Below are 15,392 nucleotides of genomic sequence, written 5' to 3' on the forward strand. Positions count from 1 at the left end.
GCACCTCTCTCACAGAGGTGCGGCCCCGCCGTCGTACCGATAGGAACGCCGATAGAAAAGCCGGTAGGAAAACAGGAGGCGGGTCAGCCCCTGTTTCCTCCGTTCCCGTTGTTCCCGCCGTTCTCGTTGCCCTGGATGAAGCCGTCGGGGAAGGAGAAGGTCGGGTTCGGGGTGGTGGTGCCCGCGGTGGTCGAGCCGTCCGTCGTGCCGCCGTCGCCCGTGCCGCCGCCGATCAGACCGCCGATCAGGCCGCCCGTGTCGTCGCCGCGGCCGTGGCCGTTCCCGTCGCCGTTTCCGTTGCCCTTGTCGTGGTCGTCCTCGTCGGGGATGTTGATGAGGTTGAAGGACTCCGACTGCTTGCCCTCCAGGGCGCCGGTCATGGCGTCCTTCCAGATCGGACCGGGCGTGTCGGCGCCGTAGACCTCGCTGTGGAAGACCCCGCCGATGGTGATGTTGGTCATCTCGATGTTCTGCTTGGCGCTGCCGACCCAGACCGCGCCCGCGAGGTTCGGCGTGTAGCCGACGAACCAGGCGTTCTTGCGGGAGTCCGTCGTACCCGTCTTGCCGGCGCTCTCGCGGTCGTCCAGGCCGGCCTCCTGACCGGTACCGGAGTCGACCACTCCGCGCAGCAGGGTGTTGATGGTGTCGGCGGTCTTCTCGCTCATCGCCCGCGAGCAGGTCGACTTGGGCACGGCCAGGGACTTCTGCTCGTTGCCGACCTTCTGGGTGATCGACTCGATGGCGACCGGCGTGCAGTACATGCCGCGGTCGGCGAAGGTGGCGTACGCGCTCGCCATGGTCAGCGGGGAGAGGCCGATCGCGCCGAGGGCGATGGACGGGGTCTGCGGGAGCTTCGAGCCGTCGCCCTGGTGGACGTGGAGCGCGTCGGTCATCTTGACCACCGGGCACAGGCCGATGTCGGAGATCAGCTGGACGAAGTAGGTGTTGATGGACTTCGCCATCGCCTTCTTCATCTGGTACGGCCCGACCTCGGACTCGCTCTCGTTCTCGACCTGCTCGTTCTCCGTGTTGACCCACTGCTTGCCGTCGCACTGCTGGACGGGGCTCGGGTAGTTCATCTTGTACGGCGCCGAGTACTCCTGCGTCGCCGGCTTGCCGCCCTCGATGGCGGCCGCGGCCACGAACGGCTTGAACGTCGACCCCGTCGGGAAGCCGTAGTTGGAGCCGCCGTAGTCCCGGTCGACCGAGAAGTTGTACTCGGTCTCGTTCTTGTTGTAGCCGTACGGCTTCGACTGGCCCATCGCCAGGATCTTGCCGGTGCCGGGCTCCACGAGGGTGGCGGCCGCGGCGACCGAGTCGGCCTTGTAGACGTGGTCCTTGATCGAGGTCTGCACCGAGTCCTGGGCCTGCGGTTCCAGGGTGGTACGGATGGTCAGGCCGCCCTGGTTCCAGAGCTTGGCGCGCGCCTCGCGGGTCTTGCCGAAGGTCGGGTCGGTGAGGAAGACGTTCTCGACGTACTTGCAGAAGAACCCGGCGCCCTTGGCGGCGGTGATGCAGCCGTTCTTGGGCTGGGTGACATGCAGACCGAGCGGTGCTTCCTTGGCCTTGTCGGCCTCCGCCTGGGAGATGTCGCCGAGTTGGGCCATGCGCTCAAGGACGACGTTGCGCCGCTTGGTGGCCTCGGCCTCGTCGTTGACCGGGTCGTAGCGGCTCGGCGACTGCACGATGCCGGCCAGCAGGGCCGACTGCGGGAGGTTCAGGTTCTTGGCGTGCTGGGAGAAGTAGCGCTGGGAGGCGGCCTCGATGCCGTAGGCCTGCTCGCCGAAGAAGGTGATGTTCAGGTAGTTCTCGAGGATCTTCTTCTTGCCGAGCTTCTCCTCGAGCTGGATCGCGTACTTCAGCTCCTTGACCTTGCGGCCGAGGGTCTGCTGGGTGGCCTGGGCGACCTTGGTGGGGTCGTCGCCGGCCTCCTCGATGAAGTAGTTCTTCACCAGCTGCTGGGTGAGTGTGGAGGCGCCCTGGGCGACCCCGCCGCTCACCGCGTTCTTGTTCAGCGCGCGCAGGACGCCCTTCAGGTCGATGGCGCCGTGCTGGTAGTAGCGCGAGTCCTCGATCGCGACGATCGCCTTCTGCATGTACGGCGAGATCTCCTTGAGGTCCACCACCGTGCGGTCACGGGAGTAGACCTGGGCGATCTGGTTGCCCTGGCTGTCGAGGATCCTGGTCCGCTGGCTGAGCTGCGGGCTCTTCAGGTTGGCCGGGATGTCGTCGAAGCCCTGGACCGAACCCTTGGCCGCGAGGCCCAGGGCGCCGGCCGCGGGCAGCGCGATGCCCGCCATCACGGCTCCCGCGAGCACACTGACACCGAGGAACTTGGCGGCCTGCTGCGTGGCCGACAGACCACCGCCCGAGCGCTTCTTTGGCATGGGGGCAGCCTAATCCGTAGGGATGAGCATTCCGCGTGAGCGGGCGGCTCTCGGGATGTTCGAGTGCAGGATCGTGACATAGAGGGCGACGCGACCGGAACACGGGATGCGCTGACGCAGGGTGCGGCCCGATCCGCCTGACGGCATGGCGGCGCCTCGCCGACGGCACGACGACATGAACGGTCTACGTTGCCATTCGCCGGACACGCGCGCAGGCCTTGGCCTAAGCTGCTCTCAACTGTCACAGCAGCGCGGCCACGTATCAATACGTCCGGCGACCCCGAATCGTTCCGGAATCTGCCCACTTTTTTTCGGGTGATGTGTTGATGGCGTGTCCGAATCCGCCTCGTGTGTCATCCGGCGTCCGTTGTGGCGCACCACAGCTGTCCCGGTTTGCCGGGATGATCACGCATGTCGCCAGCTCACTCCCGCGGGTGATCTGCCGCTTACCCATAGTCCGTTCGGGCCATTCAAGATTGGGCCCGAAGGGGGTGTTGCGCTGTGCCCACCTTCCGTAACGTCCTCAACTGGCGGCGGTGAATATGCCGCTGCCGCCGTGGGGGAGCCTCGATTCGGGAGAGGACGGCGCCGGTATGGGCTGGGTAACCGACTGGAGTGCGCAGGCTGCCTGCCGCACTACCGATCCGGATGAACTGTTCGTTCAAGGAGCAGCGCAGAACAGGGCCAAGGCGGTGTGCACCGGGTGTCCGGTACGCACGGAATGCCTCGCCGATGCGCTGGACAATCGCGTCGAGTTCGGCGTGTGGGGAGGAATGACCGAGCGGGAGCGCCGCGCACTGCTGCGCAGGCGGCCCACCGTGACCTCCTGGCGCAGGCTCCTGGAGACAGCGCGCTCGGAGTACGAGCGGGGGACCGGCATCGTCCCCCTCGACGACGACGAGGTGTACGAGAACTACGCGGCGGTGAGCTGAATCACCCGCCGCGCCACCGACTGAACCACCCGCCGAACATGCCGGGGGCATACGCCCCCCGGTGACCGGGCGGGCATACGACTACGGGCCTGTGACCGACTATCGGCATGCGGCTACGGGCCTATGGCCGACTACGGGCACGCGGCTTACGGGCCTGTGACCGAGCTGCGGGCACGCGGCTACGGCAGCTCCGGCCGGCCGGCCGCGAGCCGGTCGCCGATGTCCCGCAGTCCCGCGAGGTCGTGCACATCGCCGGGCAGCGCGGCCACTTCCACCACGGCCACCTCGGGGTGGCGCGCGGTGAAGCGGTCACGTGTGCGCTGCTCGCGGGAGAGCAGCTGCATGCGCTCGGCGTGCAGCCTCAGCAGGCCTGCGGTGAGCTGGTCGACGGTGCGGTCCGGGCCACCGGAGGAGTCGGGCTCGGACGCGTCGGGCCCGGGCTGGGACGAGGGGGGTTCGTCTGCCTGGGGTGCCTGAGGTGCCTGGGGCGTCGTCGTCGCGTCGAGTCCGGACGAGGGGGAGCCGTCGGACTCGGACGCGGATGATTCAGAACTGCCGTACGTGTCGGGAGAGTTACGAAGTCCAGCTTTCCCGCCACCCTGATCCACAATGCGGGGCTCCTCAAGATTTTCCGCGACCTCGAGATTTTCCGCGGCGGCGAGCGCACGCTCGGCGGACAGCCGGTCGGCGCCGCTGCCGTGCACGCGGTTGAGGACCAGACCGACCAGCGGCATGTCCTCCGCGTCCAGCCGCTCCACGAAGTACGCGGCCTCGCGCAGCGCGTCCCGCTCCGGAGCCGCCACCACCAGGAACGCCGTACCGGGCGCCTGAAGCAGCTTGTACGTCGCGTCCGCGCGCGTGCGGAACCCGCCGAACGTCGTGTCCATCGCGGCCACGAACGTCTGTACGTCCTTCAGCAGCTGCCCGCCGAGCAGCTTGCCGAGCGTGCCGGTCATCATCGACATGCCGACGTTCAGGAAGGCCATGCCGGCGCGGCCGCCCAGCTTCGCCGGCGCGGTGAGCAGACGGATCAGTTTGCCGTCGAGGAAGGAGCCCAGCCGCTTCGGCGCGTCCAGGAAGTCCAGCGCGGAGCGGGAGGGCGGGGTGTCGACGATGATCAGGTCCCATTCGTCCCGGGCCCGCAGCTGGCCCAGCTTCTCCATCGCCATGTACTCCTGCGTGCCCGCGAAGCCCGCCGAGAGCGACTGGTAGAAGGGGTTGGCCAGGATGGCGGCCGCCCGCTCGGCGTCCGCGTGCGCCTCGACGACCTCGTCGAAGGTGCGCTTCATGTCGAGCATCATGGCGTGCAGTTCGCCGCCGGTCTGTCGCCCGCCCTCCTCGGCCTCGTCGTCGCCGGCCTGTCGCGCGCTCTCCTGGGCCTCGTCGTCGCCGGCCCGTCGGCCGCCGTCCTCGGCCGAGTCGCCGTGCGGTGCCGCTGCTCGGTCCTCGGTGCCCTTCACCTTCCGTGGCACGTTGTCGAGCGAGTCGATGCCCATGGACTGGGCCAGCCGCTTGGCCGGGTCGATGGTGAGCACGACCACCTTGCGGCCGCGCTCGGCCGCCCGCAGCCCCAGCGCCGCCGCGGTCGTCGTCTTCCCGACCCCGCCCGAGCCGCAGCACACCACGATCCGGGTGTTCGGGTCGTCGAGCAGCGCGTCGATGTCGAGTGCGGGCGCGTGGGCCAGCCGGCGCGTGCCGTCCTGTGTCGGCTCCGAGTCCGGGTCCGAAGTCATGACATCCCCTGTTTCCGCAGCTCGGTGGCGAGTTCGTACAGGCCCGCCAGGTCCATCCCCTCGGCGAGCAGCGGCAGTTCGTGCCGCGGCAGGTCCAGCTCGGCGAGGACCGCGCGCTGCTCGTGCTCCAGCGCGTACCGCTCGGCGTACTCGGCGGCCTGTGCGAGCAGCGGGTCCACCAGTTGCCCGGCCTTCCCGCCGCGCCGCGCCCCGCCCAGACCCGCGGCGGACAGCGCCTGCGCCACGGCGGTGCGCGGCACCGTCCGTACGAGTTCCAGGTCGGTCGCGTCCAACACCTCCGGCCGGACCATGTTCACGATGACCCGGCCCACCGGCAGCCGGGCGGCGCGCAGTTCGGCGATGCCGTCGGCGGTCTCCTGGACCGGCATCTCCTCCAGGAGGGTGACCAGGTGCACGGCCGTCTCCTTGGACTTCAGCACCCGCATCACGGCCTGCGCCTGATTGTGTATCGGGCCGATCTTGGCGAGCCCGGCCACCTCGTCGTTCACGTTCAGGAAGCGGGTGATGCGGCCGGTCGGCGGGGCGTCCATGACGACGTAGTCGTAGATGAAGCGGCCGGCCTTGTCCTTCCTGCGCACCGCCTCGCAGGCCTTGCCGGTCAGGAGGACGTCTCTCAGCCCCGGAGCGACGGTGGTGGCGAAGTCGATCGCGCCGAGCTTCTTCAGGGCCCGGCCGGCCCCGCCGAGCTTGTAGAACATCTGGAGGTAGTCCAGAAGGGCCAGTTCGGGATCGATGGCCAGCGCAAAGACCTCACCACCTCCCGGCGCGACCGCGATCTTCCGCTCCTCGTAGGGCAACGCCTCCGTCTCGAAGAGCTGGGCGATGCCCTGCCGACCCTCGACCTCCACGAGAAGCGTCCGCTTCCCCTCGGTCGCGAGGGCCAGCGCGAGTGCGGCGGCGACCGTCGTCTTTCCGGTCCCGCCCTTGCCGCTGACGACCTGGAGCCTGCTCACATCTTCGAGACTAACCAGTCGGCCGGACACTCACGCGGGAGGCTGTGGATAACCGTGCGTGCGGTCGGCCGCCGGAGCCGGTGGCCGACCGCCGTGACCGGCCCGGAGGTCGGCCACGTGTCCCGTCCGTCACAGCGGATACAGTCGGCCCCATGACCAAGTGGGAATACGCAACCGTGCCGCTGCTCGTCCATGCCACGAAGCAGATTCTGGACACCTGGGGCGAGGACGGCTGGGAGCTCGTCCAGGTCGTGCCCGGGCCCAACAACCCCGAGCAGCTCGTGGCCTACCTGAAGCGGGAGAAGCCGTGACGAGCACCGTCGAGGCCAAGCTGGCCGAACTCGGCCTTTCGCTGCCGGCGGTCGTCCCGCCGCTCGCCGCCTACCAGCCGGCCGTCCGGTCGGGTGCGTACGTCTACACCAGCGGCCAGCTGCCGATGGTGGACGGCAAGCTCCCGGTCACCGGAAAGGTCGGCGCCGAGGTCACCGCGGAGGAGGCCAAGGAACTGGCCCGCACCTGCGCGCTGAACGCCCTGGCCGCCGTGAAGTCCGTCGCCGGTGACCTGGACCGCATCGCGCGCGTGGTGAAGGTCGTCGGCTTCGTCGCCTCCGCGGCCGACTTCACCGGCCAGCCCGGCGTGATCAACGGCGCCAGCGAGCTGCTCGGCGAGGTCCTCGGCGACAAGGGCGTGCACGCGCGCAGCGCGGTGGGCGTCGCGGTGCTGCCGCTGGACGCACCGGTCGAGGTCGAGGTCCAGGTCGAACTGCTGCCGTAACCGCGTCCGGCCGGCCGCCGAGGTGACCGCATCCGGCTGCTCCTGTACACGGCATCGAAGGCCGCTCCCGTGGCACCTCCGGGTGCCCCGGAGCCCCTCTCGAACATTCGCTCCCCACGGGATAGCCTCCGGTAATGGCCGATGGACAGTGGTATCCCCCGGAGTGGCCGGACCGCATCCGCGCGCACGCGGAGGGCACCCTCGTACCGGTGTCCCCGAAGCGCGCGGCGACCGTCCTGCTCCTGAAGGACACCTCCGGCGGTCCCGTCGTCCACATGCTGCGCAGACGCGCCTCCATGGCCTTCGCCGGAGGCGCGTACGCGTATCCCGGCGGCGGTGTCGACCCGCGGGACGACGACCACCAGGTCCGCTGGGCGGGCCCCACGCGCGCGTGGTGGGCCGAGCGGCTCGGCGTCGACGAGGCGGGCGCCCAGGCGATCGTCTGCGCGGCCGTGCGGGAGACGTACGAGGAGGCCGGCGTCCTGCTCGCCGGCCCGGCCGCCGACGCCGTGGTCGGGGACACCACCGGGGACGACTGGGAGGCCGACCGCGCGGCCCTGGTCGCCCGTGACCTGTCCTTCGCCCAGTTCCTGGACCGGCGGGGCCTGGTCCTCCGCTCGGACCTGCTGGGCGCCTGGACACGCTGGATCACCCCGGAGTTCGAGACCCGCCGCTACGACACCTGGTTCTTCGTCGCCGCCCTCCCGGAGGGCCAGCGCACCCGGAACGCCTCCACGGAGGCCGACCGTACGGTGTGGATCCGCCCGGCGGAGGCGGCCGCCGGCTACGACAAGGGCGAGCTGCTGATGATGCCGCCCACCATCGCGACCCTGCGCCAGCTGACGCCGTACGCCACGGCCGCCGAGACGCTCGCGGCGGCGCCCGCCCGGGACATGACGCCGGTGCTGGCCCGTGCCCGCCTGGAGGGCCGCGAGATCGTCCTGACCTGGCCGGGCCACGACGAGTTCACCAAGCACATACCGACCGACCTCACGACCGGGGGAGCCTGAGCATGACGAACGCAGCAGCCCTGCCCGGCCAGCCGCGCGGCGGGGTCCTCTCGGGTCCCGCGACCGCGCGGGCCGTCAACGTGCTGGCCCCCAACGCCTCCGTGATGACCCTGGACGGCACCAACACCTGGATCGTTGCCGAGCCCGACTCCGACCTGGCCGTGGTGATCGACCCCGGTCCGCTGGACGACGGCCACCTCAAGAACGTCGTCGACACGGCTGAGAAGGCCGGCAAGCGCATCGCGCTCACCCTCCTGACCCACGGCCACCCCGACCACGCCGAGGGCGCCGTCCGCTTCGCCGAGCTGACCGGCACGCGCGTGCGTGCCCTCGACCCGGCGCTGCGCCTGGGCGACGAGGGACTGGCGGCCGGCGACGTGATCACGACCGGCGGCCTGGAGCTCCGGGTCGTACCCACACCCGGCCACACCGCCGACTCCCTCAGCTTCCACCTCCCGGCCGACCGCGCGATCCTGACCGGCGACACCGTCCTGGGGCGCGGCACGACGGTCGTGGCCCACCCGGACGGCCGTCTGGGCGACTATCTGGACTCGCTGCGCCGGCTGCGCTCCCTGACCGTCGACGACGGCGTCCACACGGTCCTGCCGGGCCACGGACCCGTCCTGGAGGACGCCCAGGGCGTCGTCGAGTTCTACCTGGCCCACCGCGCCCACCGGCTCGCCCAGGTCGAAACGGCGGTGGAGAACGGCCACCGCAGCCCGGTCGAGGTCGTCGCGCACGTCTACGCGGACGTGGACCGCTCCCTGTGGCCGGCCGCGGAGCTGTCGGTACGGGCCCAGCTGGACTACCTCGGCGAGCATGGGCTGATCTGACTTTCGGATCTACTCCCAGCCCTCGGGTCTGGGGGTCTTCACGCCGTGCACGCGCGCGTACTCGTCCGCGAGCCATGGGCCCAGGTCGTCGACGTACGTCCGCAGCACCGCGCGGTCGCCGACCGGCTCGTACCCCGACTCGGCCGCGCGGCCGAGCTGTTGGGACCGCTCCGGGTAGTAGCCGGCGAACGCCTCGGCCATCTCCCGCAGATCGCTGGTCCAGCCGTTCCAGCGGGGCATGACGAGGGTGAAGCCGGTCCGCACGAGATGCCGCGACATGAAGCGCACCAGGGGCCGCAGGGCCTCCTCGGTGTCGCCCGCGGCCACGATCCGCTGTCGCCAGCGCGGCAGGTACCGGGCCAGGTCGCCGTTGGTCTCGCGGGCGAGCAGGGAGTCGGGGCGGTAGCGGGGCAGGAACTCGGCGAGGTCCTCGCCGAGCAGCGGGGTGCACAGGCAGGCCACGAACCAGCCGATGTCGTACCGCTCCAGCTCGCTGAGCACCCGCGTGCGGGAGTAGAGCAGGGTCCCGACCCCGTCGATCTCCGGGAACTCCTTGTCGACGGCATCGCCGAGGGCACCGGCCGCGTCCCGGTCGGCGCCGGTCGGCTCCGCGCGCAGGACGGCCACCAGATCCAGGTCGCTGCGCCCCACGCGCGCGGTGCCGCGCGGGACCGACCCGTAGAGATAGGCGCTGTCCAGCCGCGCCCCGAAGACGTCCAGGAGGCGGTCGCGGGCGGCGGCGACCACCGGGCGGAAAACGTGCGGCACGCGCGCGTGCGAGCCTTCGCGCTCGATGAAGCCCAGAGGGTCGAGACCCCGGGACGCGACTGTTTCAGGCATGGGGAACCAAATACCAGCCCGTCCGGAGCTTGAGGACGAGGCCGAGGGCCGATGACGCGGGGTCCGGGGGCGGCAGCCCCCAGGAACCGGCGCCTACCGAGACCGCTTCGCCAGTCGCTCGACGTCCAGCAGGATCACGGCCCGCGCCTCCAGGCGCAGCCAGCCACGCTGGGCGAAGTCCGCCAGCGCCTTGTTCACGGTCTCGCGGGACGCGCCGACCAGCTGGGCCAGCTCCTCCTGCGTGAGGTCGTGGACGACGTGGATGCCCTCCTCGGACTGCACGCCGAAGCGGCGCGAGAGGTCCAGCAGGGCGCGCGCGACCCGGCCCGGGACGTCGGAGAAGACCAGGTCGGACATGGCGTCGTTGGTCTTGCGCAGCCGGCGGGCGACGGCGCGCAGCAGGGCGGTGGCCACCTCCGGGCGGGCGTTCAGCCAGGGCTGGAGGTCACCGTGGCCCAGGCCCAGCATCTTGACCTCGGTCAGCGCGGTCGCCGTCGCCGTACGCGGGCCCGGGTCGAACAGCGACAGCTCGCCGATCAGCTCGCCGGGACCGACGACGGCGAGCATGTTCTCGCGGCCGTCGGGGGAGGTGCGGTGGAGCTTGACCTTGCCCTCGGTGACGACATAGAGCCGGTCGCCCGGGTCGCCCTCGTGGAACAGGGAGTCGCCACGCGCGAGGGTCACCTCACTCATGGAGGCACGCAGCTCCGCGGACTGCTCGTCATCGAGCGCCGCGAAGAGCGGGTTGCGCCGCAGAACGTCGTCCACGAGTTCTCTCCTTGTCGACCTGCTCAGGGGATCTTGCTCCCCCTTGGTACCAGGGGACCGTGCTCCCCATTTTGCCGGAGGATTCAAACAGTGTGATCTGTCACAAGGATGCCGCACAGGTCTCCCGAGGTAAGCGGCAGGGGTCCAATCGGGGGCTGATCTTCCGGGTCCGAGGCGGATGTCGGTGCCGGGCTCTAGGCTGGCCGGGTGTCCAAATCGCCGGTGAGAGCACAGGCCAAGGGGGCTGGGCGGGTGGTTGTACGTCGTGATTCCGCTGTGGGCGAACAGGGGTCCGATGCCGCCCCTGGCGAGCCGAAAAAAGCTACAAAAGCAGTAAAAGCCGTAAAGAAGGTCGCTGCCGCGAAGACTCCGGCCGCGACGAAGAAGGCGGCGCAGAAGAAGGCCGTGGCGAAGAAGACGGCCCCGGCGAAGACCGCGGCCGGGCAGACGGCTTCTGAGCGGCCTGCGTCCAAGGCCGCTCAGTCCAAGGCCACCGCGTCCAAGGCCACCGCGTCCAAGGCCACCGCGTCCAAGGCCGCCGCGTCCAAGAAGGCCGCTGCCGAGAAGCCGCAGGTGGCCTGGAAGCCCGAGTCGCAGACCGCCCTGGTCCGGCGTGCCCGCCGCATCGACCGCGAGCTCGCCGAGGTGTATCCCTACGCCCACCCCGAGCTGGACTTCGAGAACCCCTTCCAGCTCCTGGTCGCCACGGTGCTCTCCGCCCAGACCACCGACCTGCGCGTCAACCAGACCACCCCGACGCTGTTCGCGAAGTACCCGACCCCCGAGGAGCTGGCCGAGGCCAACCCGGAGGAGGTCGAGGAGATCCTCCGTCCGTGCGGTTTCTTCCGGGCCAAGACCAAGTCGGTGATAGGGCTCTCCAAGGGCCTGGTGGAGTCGTTCGACGGCGAGGTCCCGGGGCGGCTCGAAGACCTCGTCAAGCTGCCCGGCGTCGGCCGCAAGACCGCCTTCGTCGTGCTGGGCAACGCCTTCGGGCGCCCCGGCATCACCGTGGACACGCACTTCCAGCGCCTGGTCCGCCGCTGGCGGTGGACCGCGGAGACCGACCCCGACAAGATCGAGGCGGCCGTCGGTGCACTGTTCCCCAAGAGCGACTGGACCGACCTCTCGCACCACGTGATCTGGCACGGCCGCCGGATGTGCCACGCCCGCAAGCCCGCCTGCGGGGTCTGTCCCATCGCGCCGCTCTGCCCGGCCTACGGCGAGGGCGAGACCGACCCGGAGAAGGCGAAGAAGCTGCTCAAGTACGAGAAGGGCGGCTTCCCCGGCCAGCGCCTCAAGCCGCCGCAGGCGTATCTGGACGCGGGCGGCAGGCCGGCGCCGCCGCTGGGCGCCGCATCAGGGACATGACCTAGGGATCTTCTGAGGGGCGAGAAACGGAACGATCAAGGAGTCTTCGGGCGTTGGAACGGGCAGGCGGGGGCAGCAGGGCAGGACGGGGGATGCCATGACACAGGGCGGCAAGGCACACACGGGGGATCCGCACGCGGGCGTGGTGCTCAGCAAGGACGGTCTGCCGGAGTGGCTGGACCCGGTGGTGCGCGCCGCCGAGACGGTCCAGCCGGTCCAGCTGAGCCGCTTCCTGCCGCCGGAGAACGGCGCGGGACGGCAGTCGGCCGTGCTGATCCTGTTCGGCGAGGGCGAGGGCGAGCAGGGGCCGGAGCTGCTGCTCATGGAGCGGGCCGGCAGCTTGCGCTCGCACGCCGGGCAGCCCTCGTTCCCCGGTGGCGCCCTCGACCCCGAGGACGGCGACCCGAAGGCCGACGGGCCGCTGCGGGCCGCTCTCCGCGAGGCCGAGGAGGAGACCGGGCTCGATCCGGCCGGCGTCCAGCTGTTCGGGGTGCTGCCCAAGCTGTACATCCCGGTGAGCCACTTCGTGGTCACCCCGGTGCTGGGCTGGTGGCGCGAGCCGAGCCCGGTGGGGGTGGTGGATCCGAACGAGACGGCGAGGGTCTTCACGGTCCCCGTGGCGGATCTCACGAATCCGGCCAACCGGGCCACCGCCGTGCACCCCAGCGGCCACCGAGGTCCGGCATTCCTGGTCGAATCGACCTTGGTGTGGGGGTTCACGGCCGGGGTGATCGACCGCTTGCTGCACTACGCGGGATGGGAGCGCTCCTGGGACCGCGAGAAGCTGGTCCCGCTCGACTGGCGGTCATGACAGGGTGTCCACCGTGAATGTGCTGGACATCCTGTTGCTGGTCGCCGCCGTGTGGTTCGCGATCGTCGGCTACCGCCAGGGATTCGTCGTCGGCATCCTGTCGGTGATCGGCTTCCTGGGCGGCGGACTCGTCGCCGTCTACGTCCTGCCGGTGATCTGGGACGCGGTGACCGACAACGCCGAGGTGGGCACGACCGCCGCGGTGGTCGCCGTGGTCGTCGTCATCGTCTGCGCCTCCGTCGGCCAGGCCCTGACCACGCATCTGGGCAACAAGCTGCGCCGGTACATCACCTGGTCCCCGGCCCGCGCCCTGGACGCCACCGGCGGCGCGCTGGTCAACGTGCTGGCGATGCTGCTGGTCGCCTGGCTGATCGGCTCCGCGCTCGCGGGCACCACACTGCCGACGCTCGGCAAGGAGGTCCGTAACTCCAAGGTGCTCCTCGGGGTGTCCAGAGCGCTGCCCAACCAGGCCGACACCTGGTTCGCGGACTTCTCCGCGGTCCTCGCGCAGAACGGCTTCCCGCAGGTCTTCAGCCCCTTCGCCAACGAGCCGATCACCGATGTCTCACCGCCCGACCCCGCCCTCGCGAACAGCCTGGTGGCCACCACGGCGAAGCAGTCCATCGTCAAGGTGACGGGCACCGCGCAGAGCTGCGGCAAGATCCTGGAGGGCACCGGCTTCGTCTTCGCCGACCGCCGGGTCATGACCAACGCGCACGTGGTCGGCGGCGTGGACGAACCCACCGTCCAGATCGGCGGCGAGGGCCGCAAGTACGACGCCAAGGTCGTCCTCTACGACTGGCAGCGCGACATCGCCGTACTCGACGTGCCGGACCTGCCGGCGAAGGCCCTGAAGTTCGCCACCGGGGACGCGGCGACCAGCGACAGCGCGATCGTCGCCGGGTTCCCGGAGAACGGGTCGTACGACGTCCGTGCCGCCCGGGTGCGCGGCCGCATCACCGCCAACGGACCGGACATCTACCACCGCGGCACCGTCCGCCGTGACGTCTACTCGCTGTACGCGACCGTCCGCCAGGGCAACTCCGGCGGCCCGCTGCTCACGCCCAAGGGCCAGGTGTACGGGGTCGTCTTCGCGAAGTCGCTGGACGACGCGGACACCGGGTACGCCCTCACGGCCGACGAGATCCAGGCGGACATCGCCCGGGGCCGTACCGCGAATCAGCAGGTCGGGACCGACAGCTGCGCACTGTGAGGGATCATGCGCGGGTATGCCGCAGACGGACCGAGACCCAGCGGGCCCGGCGCCGCAGGATGTGCGGAATCCCCACCCTGAGGTCCGTGCCCGGCAGCTGCGGGGCGGCTCCTCGATGGGAGTTCAGACCGCCTGTCGTACGGCGGTTGCGGGGTGCGTCACTGTAGTCGTGCGTCCAGCCCATACCCCGACGTCTGCCCCCGCCCCAAGGTCGATAACCTCCGGCGTGGCCCTCAATCGGCCTATGCGCGGGGCATGTGGCCGTTCGTAGAACAGGTGTACAGATCCGGATACCGGGCGCATCGGCGCGGTCACCGATCGGGCTCGGGGTCTTTCAGCCAGTTGACCAGTTCGGTGGAGAACGCGGCCGGGTCCTCCTCGTGCGGGAAGTGTCCGAGTCCGTCGAACAGCCGCCAGCGGTACGGGGCTTCGACGTACTCGCCGGAGCCGGCCGCGCTGCGGGTGCGGGCCACCGGGTCCAGGGAACCGTGCAGATGCAGCGTCGGGACGCGCACCGGGCGCTTCATCCGGCGGTTGAACTGGATGCCGTCCGGGCGGGCCATCGAGCGCACCAGCCAGCGGTACGGCTCGATCGAGCAGTGCGCGGTGGACGGGATGCACATGGCCCGCTGGTAGGTCTCCACCGTCTCGTCCTCGGGCAGCCGCGGCCCGGACCAGTCCCGGATCAGCCGGCCGACCAGCGCACCGTCGTCGGCGATGAGCTGCCGCTCGGGGACCCACGGCCGCTGGAAGCCCCAGATGTAGGAGGCGGCGGCGGACTGCCGGCGGTCCCGGAGCATCGCCGAGCGCCAGCGCCGCGGGTGCGGCATGGACACGACTGCGAGCCGTCGTACCAGCTTGGGGCGCATGGCGGCCGCCGTCCACGCCAGATAGCCGCCCAGGTCGTGTCCGACCAGCGCGGCGTCGGGCTCGCCGAGGGAGCGGATCACGCCGGTGATGTCGAGGGCGAGGTTGGCCGGGTCGTAGCCGCGCGGGGTCCGGTCGCTGCCGCCGACGCCCCTGAGGTCCATGGCGACGGCCCGGAAGCCCGCGTCGGCGAGCGCGACCAGCTGGTGCCGCCAGGCCCACCAGAACTCCGGGAAGCCGTGCACCAGCATGACCAGCGGGCCGTCGCCGAGTTCGGCGATGTGGAAGCGCGCACCGTTCGCTGCGACGTCCCGATGGGTCCAGGGGCCTTCGAGCCGTACGGCCGAGGGGGCGGGATCGCTCATACCGACGAGCGTCCCACAGCCTCGATGGCCGGCACGTCATCCCTGGGGAGTGCCGGACGCGGATGCGGCTTGGCGTTCTGCAGTACGCCCGCCGTCTCCTTCACCGACGCGGCCACCTTCTGCGGACCCTTGCCCTTCTTGGCCTTCTTCGCGAACACCACGCCGATCAGCGCGAGGGCGACGGCCACCAGGACGTTCGCCGCGAAGGAGAGCAGGAAGCAGATCGCGAGGTTCCAGTGGCTCCAGGTCCGAATGCCGTACGCCAGCGCGAAGTTGAGCATCGGCAGGGAGAACAGCAGGAGCACACCGGCCGCCGAGAAGGCGCCGCCGCTCGTCGCGCCCCGCTTGACGTCCTGCTTCAGCTGGGCCTTGGCCAGCGCGATCTCGTCGTGCACCAGCGCCGACATCTCGGCCGTGGCCGAGGCGAACAACTGGCCGATGCTGCGTTCGGCACCGACCGGGCTGCCGTCGGGTGCGCTCATCGCGGTCTCCCTCTGCGTACTTGTCATCGTCTTT

General features: G+C 70.4%; 16 protein-coding genes. 8 read left to right on the top strand and 8 right to left on the bottom strand.

What is annotated here, in order from left to right; genetic code table 11:
* Nucleotides 1-83 precede the first annotated feature (83 nt).
* Nucleotides 84-2,387, bottom strand: a complete 2,304-nt coding sequence (locus ACFWXC_RS29285) for a transglycosylase domain-containing protein (protein WP_384483288.1) — start codon at nt 2,385-2,387, stop codon at nt 84-86.
* A 593-nt stretch (nt 2,388-2,980) separates the two neighbouring features.
* Here ACFWXC_RS29285 and wblA point away from each other — a divergent pair.
* Nucleotides 2,981-3,319, top strand: a complete 339-nt coding sequence (gene wblA / locus ACFWXC_RS29290; RefSeq protein ID WP_189956079.1) for a transcriptional regulator WblA — start codon at nt 2,981-2,983, stop codon at nt 3,317-3,319.
* Between the two features lie 179 nt (nt 3,320-3,498).
* On the opposite strand, the gene ACFWXC_RS29295 is transcribed toward wblA, so the two are convergent.
* Both ACFWXC_RS29295 and ACFWXC_RS29300 read right to left on the bottom strand, forming a co-directional pair.
* Nucleotides 3,499-5,052 carry an ArsA family ATPase gene (locus ACFWXC_RS29295; protein WP_384483289.1) on the bottom strand — a complete coding sequence of 518 codons (1,554 nt, stop codon included), beginning with the start codon at nt 5,050-5,052 and terminating at the stop codon, nt 3,499-3,501.
* Entirely contained in the window at nt 5,049-6,026 is a 978-nt protein-coding gene (locus ACFWXC_RS29300) for an ArsA family ATPase (protein ID WP_384483290.1), read from the bottom strand. The genes ACFWXC_RS29295 and ACFWXC_RS29300 overlap by 4 nt, the downstream gene beginning before the upstream one ends.
* Before the next feature lie 152 nt (nt 6,027-6,178).
* On the opposite strand from ACFWXC_RS29300, the gene ACFWXC_RS29305 reads away from it, so the two are divergent.
* The 4 genes from ACFWXC_RS29305 to ACFWXC_RS29320 all read left to right on the top strand — a co-directional run bounded on the left by ACFWXC_RS29305 (nt 6,179) and on the right by ACFWXC_RS29320 (nt 8,644).
* Nucleotides 6,179-6,337: a DUF4177 domain-containing protein gene (locus ACFWXC_RS29305; RefSeq protein ID WP_019992579.1), complete on the top strand. Its 159-nt coding sequence runs from the start codon at nt 6,179-6,181 to the stop codon at nt 6,335-6,337.
* Nucleotides 6,334-6,801: a RidA family protein gene (locus ACFWXC_RS29310; protein ID WP_384483291.1), complete on the top strand. Its 468-nt coding sequence runs from the start codon at nt 6,334-6,336 to the stop codon at nt 6,799-6,801. Before ACFWXC_RS29305 ends, ACFWXC_RS29310 begins: the two co-directional genes overlap by 4 nt.
* Nucleotides 6,802-6,935: 134 nt before the next feature.
* Nucleotides 6,936-7,811: an NUDIX hydrolase gene (locus tag ACFWXC_RS29315; RefSeq protein WP_384483292.1), complete on the top strand. Its 876-nt coding sequence runs from the start codon at nt 6,936-6,938 to the stop codon at nt 7,809-7,811.
* Between the two features lie 2 nt (nt 7,812-7,813).
* Entirely contained in the window at nt 7,814-8,644 is an 831-nt protein-coding gene (locus tag ACFWXC_RS29320) for an MBL fold metallo-hydrolase (RefSeq protein ID WP_384483293.1), read from the top strand.
* A 9-nt stretch (nt 8,645-8,653) separates the two neighbouring features.
* Here the strand turns inward: ACFWXC_RS29320 and ACFWXC_RS29325 are convergent, their stop codons facing one another.
* Nucleotides 8,654-9,484, bottom strand: a complete 831-nt coding sequence (locus tag ACFWXC_RS29325; protein WP_384483294.1) for a nucleotidyltransferase — start codon at nt 9,482-9,484, stop codon at nt 8,654-8,656.
* Nucleotides 9,485-9,577: 93 nt separating this feature from the next.
* Entirely contained in the window at nt 9,578-10,252 is a 675-nt protein-coding gene (locus ACFWXC_RS29330) for a Crp/Fnr family transcriptional regulator (protein WP_358917774.1), read from the bottom strand.
* 276 nt (nt 10,253-10,528) lie between these two features.
* On the opposite strand from ACFWXC_RS29330, the gene nth reads away from it, so the two are divergent.
* The 3 genes from nth to ACFWXC_RS29345 all read left to right on the top strand — a co-directional run bounded on the left by nth (nt 10,529) and on the right by ACFWXC_RS29345 (nt 13,644).
* Nucleotides 10,529-11,620, top strand: coding sequence for an endonuclease III (gene nth / locus ACFWXC_RS29335; RefSeq protein WP_384483295.1), 1,092 nt, complete (start codon nt 10,529-10,531; stop codon nt 11,618-11,620).
* 97 nt (nt 11,621-11,717) lie between these two features.
* Nucleotides 11,718-12,431 carry an NUDIX hydrolase gene (locus ACFWXC_RS29340; protein WP_384483296.1) on the top strand — a complete coding sequence of 238 codons (714 nt, stop codon included), beginning with the start codon at nt 11,718-11,720 and terminating at the stop codon, nt 12,429-12,431.
* 13 nt (nt 12,432-12,444) lie between these two features.
* A complete protein-coding gene (locus tag ACFWXC_RS29345) occupies nt 12,445-13,644 on the top strand; it encodes a MarP family serine protease (protein ID WP_384483297.1) in 1,200 nt (399 codons plus the stop codon).
* A 4-nt stretch (nt 13,645-13,648) separates the two neighbouring features.
* Here ACFWXC_RS29345 and ACFWXC_RS29350 read toward each other — a convergent pair whose 3' ends face one another.
* From ACFWXC_RS29350 to ACFWXC_RS29360, 3 genes are all read right to left on the bottom strand, one after another.
* Complete coding sequence (locus ACFWXC_RS29350; protein ID WP_351713367.1) at nt 13,649-13,828, bottom strand: hypothetical protein; 180 nt, start codon at nt 13,826-13,828, stop codon at nt 13,649-13,651.
* A 127-nt stretch (nt 13,829-13,955) separates the two neighbouring features.
* The gene (locus ACFWXC_RS29355; RefSeq protein WP_384483298.1) at nt 13,956-14,876 is read right to left on the bottom strand and encodes an alpha/beta fold hydrolase; all 921 of its coding nucleotides are present in this window, start codon (nt 14,874-14,876) and stop codon (nt 13,956-13,958) included.
* Nucleotides 14,873-15,358: a phage holin family protein gene (locus ACFWXC_RS29360; RefSeq protein ID WP_384483299.1), complete on the bottom strand. Its 486-nt coding sequence runs from the start codon at nt 15,356-15,358 to the stop codon at nt 14,873-14,875. The genes ACFWXC_RS29355 and ACFWXC_RS29360 overlap by 4 nt, the downstream gene beginning before the upstream one ends.
* Nucleotides 15,359-15,392: the final 34 nt, after the last annotated feature.

Source organism: Streptomyces sp. NPDC058683 (assembly GCF_042716195.1).
In the GTDB taxonomy this organism is placed as follows: Bacteria; Actinomycetota; Actinomycetes; order Streptomycetales; family Streptomycetaceae; genus Streptomyces.

Coding starts and splice junctions, on each gene's coding strand:
- ACFWXC_RS29285 (WP_384483288.1), bottom strand. CDS start 2,387: ATGCCAAAGAAGCGCTCGGGCGGTGGTCTGTCGGCCACGCAGCAGGCC.
- wblA (WP_189956079.1), top strand. CDS start 2,981: ATGGGCTGGGTAACCGACTGGAGTGCGCAGGCTGCCTGCCGCACTACC.
- ACFWXC_RS29295 (WP_384483289.1), bottom strand. CDS start 5,052: ATGACTTCGGACCCGGACTCGGAGCCGACACAGGACGGCACGCGCCGG.
- ACFWXC_RS29305 (WP_019992579.1), top strand. CDS start 6,179: ATGACCAAGTGGGAATACGCAACCGTGCCGCTGCTCGTCCATGCCACG.
- ACFWXC_RS29315 (WP_384483292.1), top strand. CDS start 6,936: ATGGCCGATGGACAGTGGTATCCCCCGGAGTGGCCGGACCGCATCCGC.
- ACFWXC_RS29320 (WP_384483293.1), top strand. CDS start 7,814: ATGACGAACGCAGCAGCCCTGCCCGGCCAGCCGCGCGGCGGGGTCCTC.
- ACFWXC_RS29325 (WP_384483294.1), bottom strand. CDS start 9,484: ATGCCTGAAACAGTCGCGTCCCGGGGTCTCGACCCTCTGGGCTTCATC.
- ACFWXC_RS29340 (WP_384483296.1), top strand. CDS start 11,718: ATGACACAGGGCGGCAAGGCACACACGGGGGATCCGCACGCGGGCGTG.
- ACFWXC_RS29350 (WP_351713367.1), bottom strand. CDS start 13,828: ATGGGCTGGACGCACGACTACAGTGACGCACCCCGCAACCGCCGTACG.
- ACFWXC_RS29355 (WP_384483298.1), bottom strand. CDS start 14,876: ATGAGCGATCCCGCCCCCTCGGCCGTACGGCTCGAAGGCCCCTGGACC.
- ACFWXC_RS29360 (WP_384483299.1), bottom strand. CDS start 15,358: ATGAGCGCACCCGACGGCAGCCCGGTCGGTGCCGAACGCAGCATCGGC.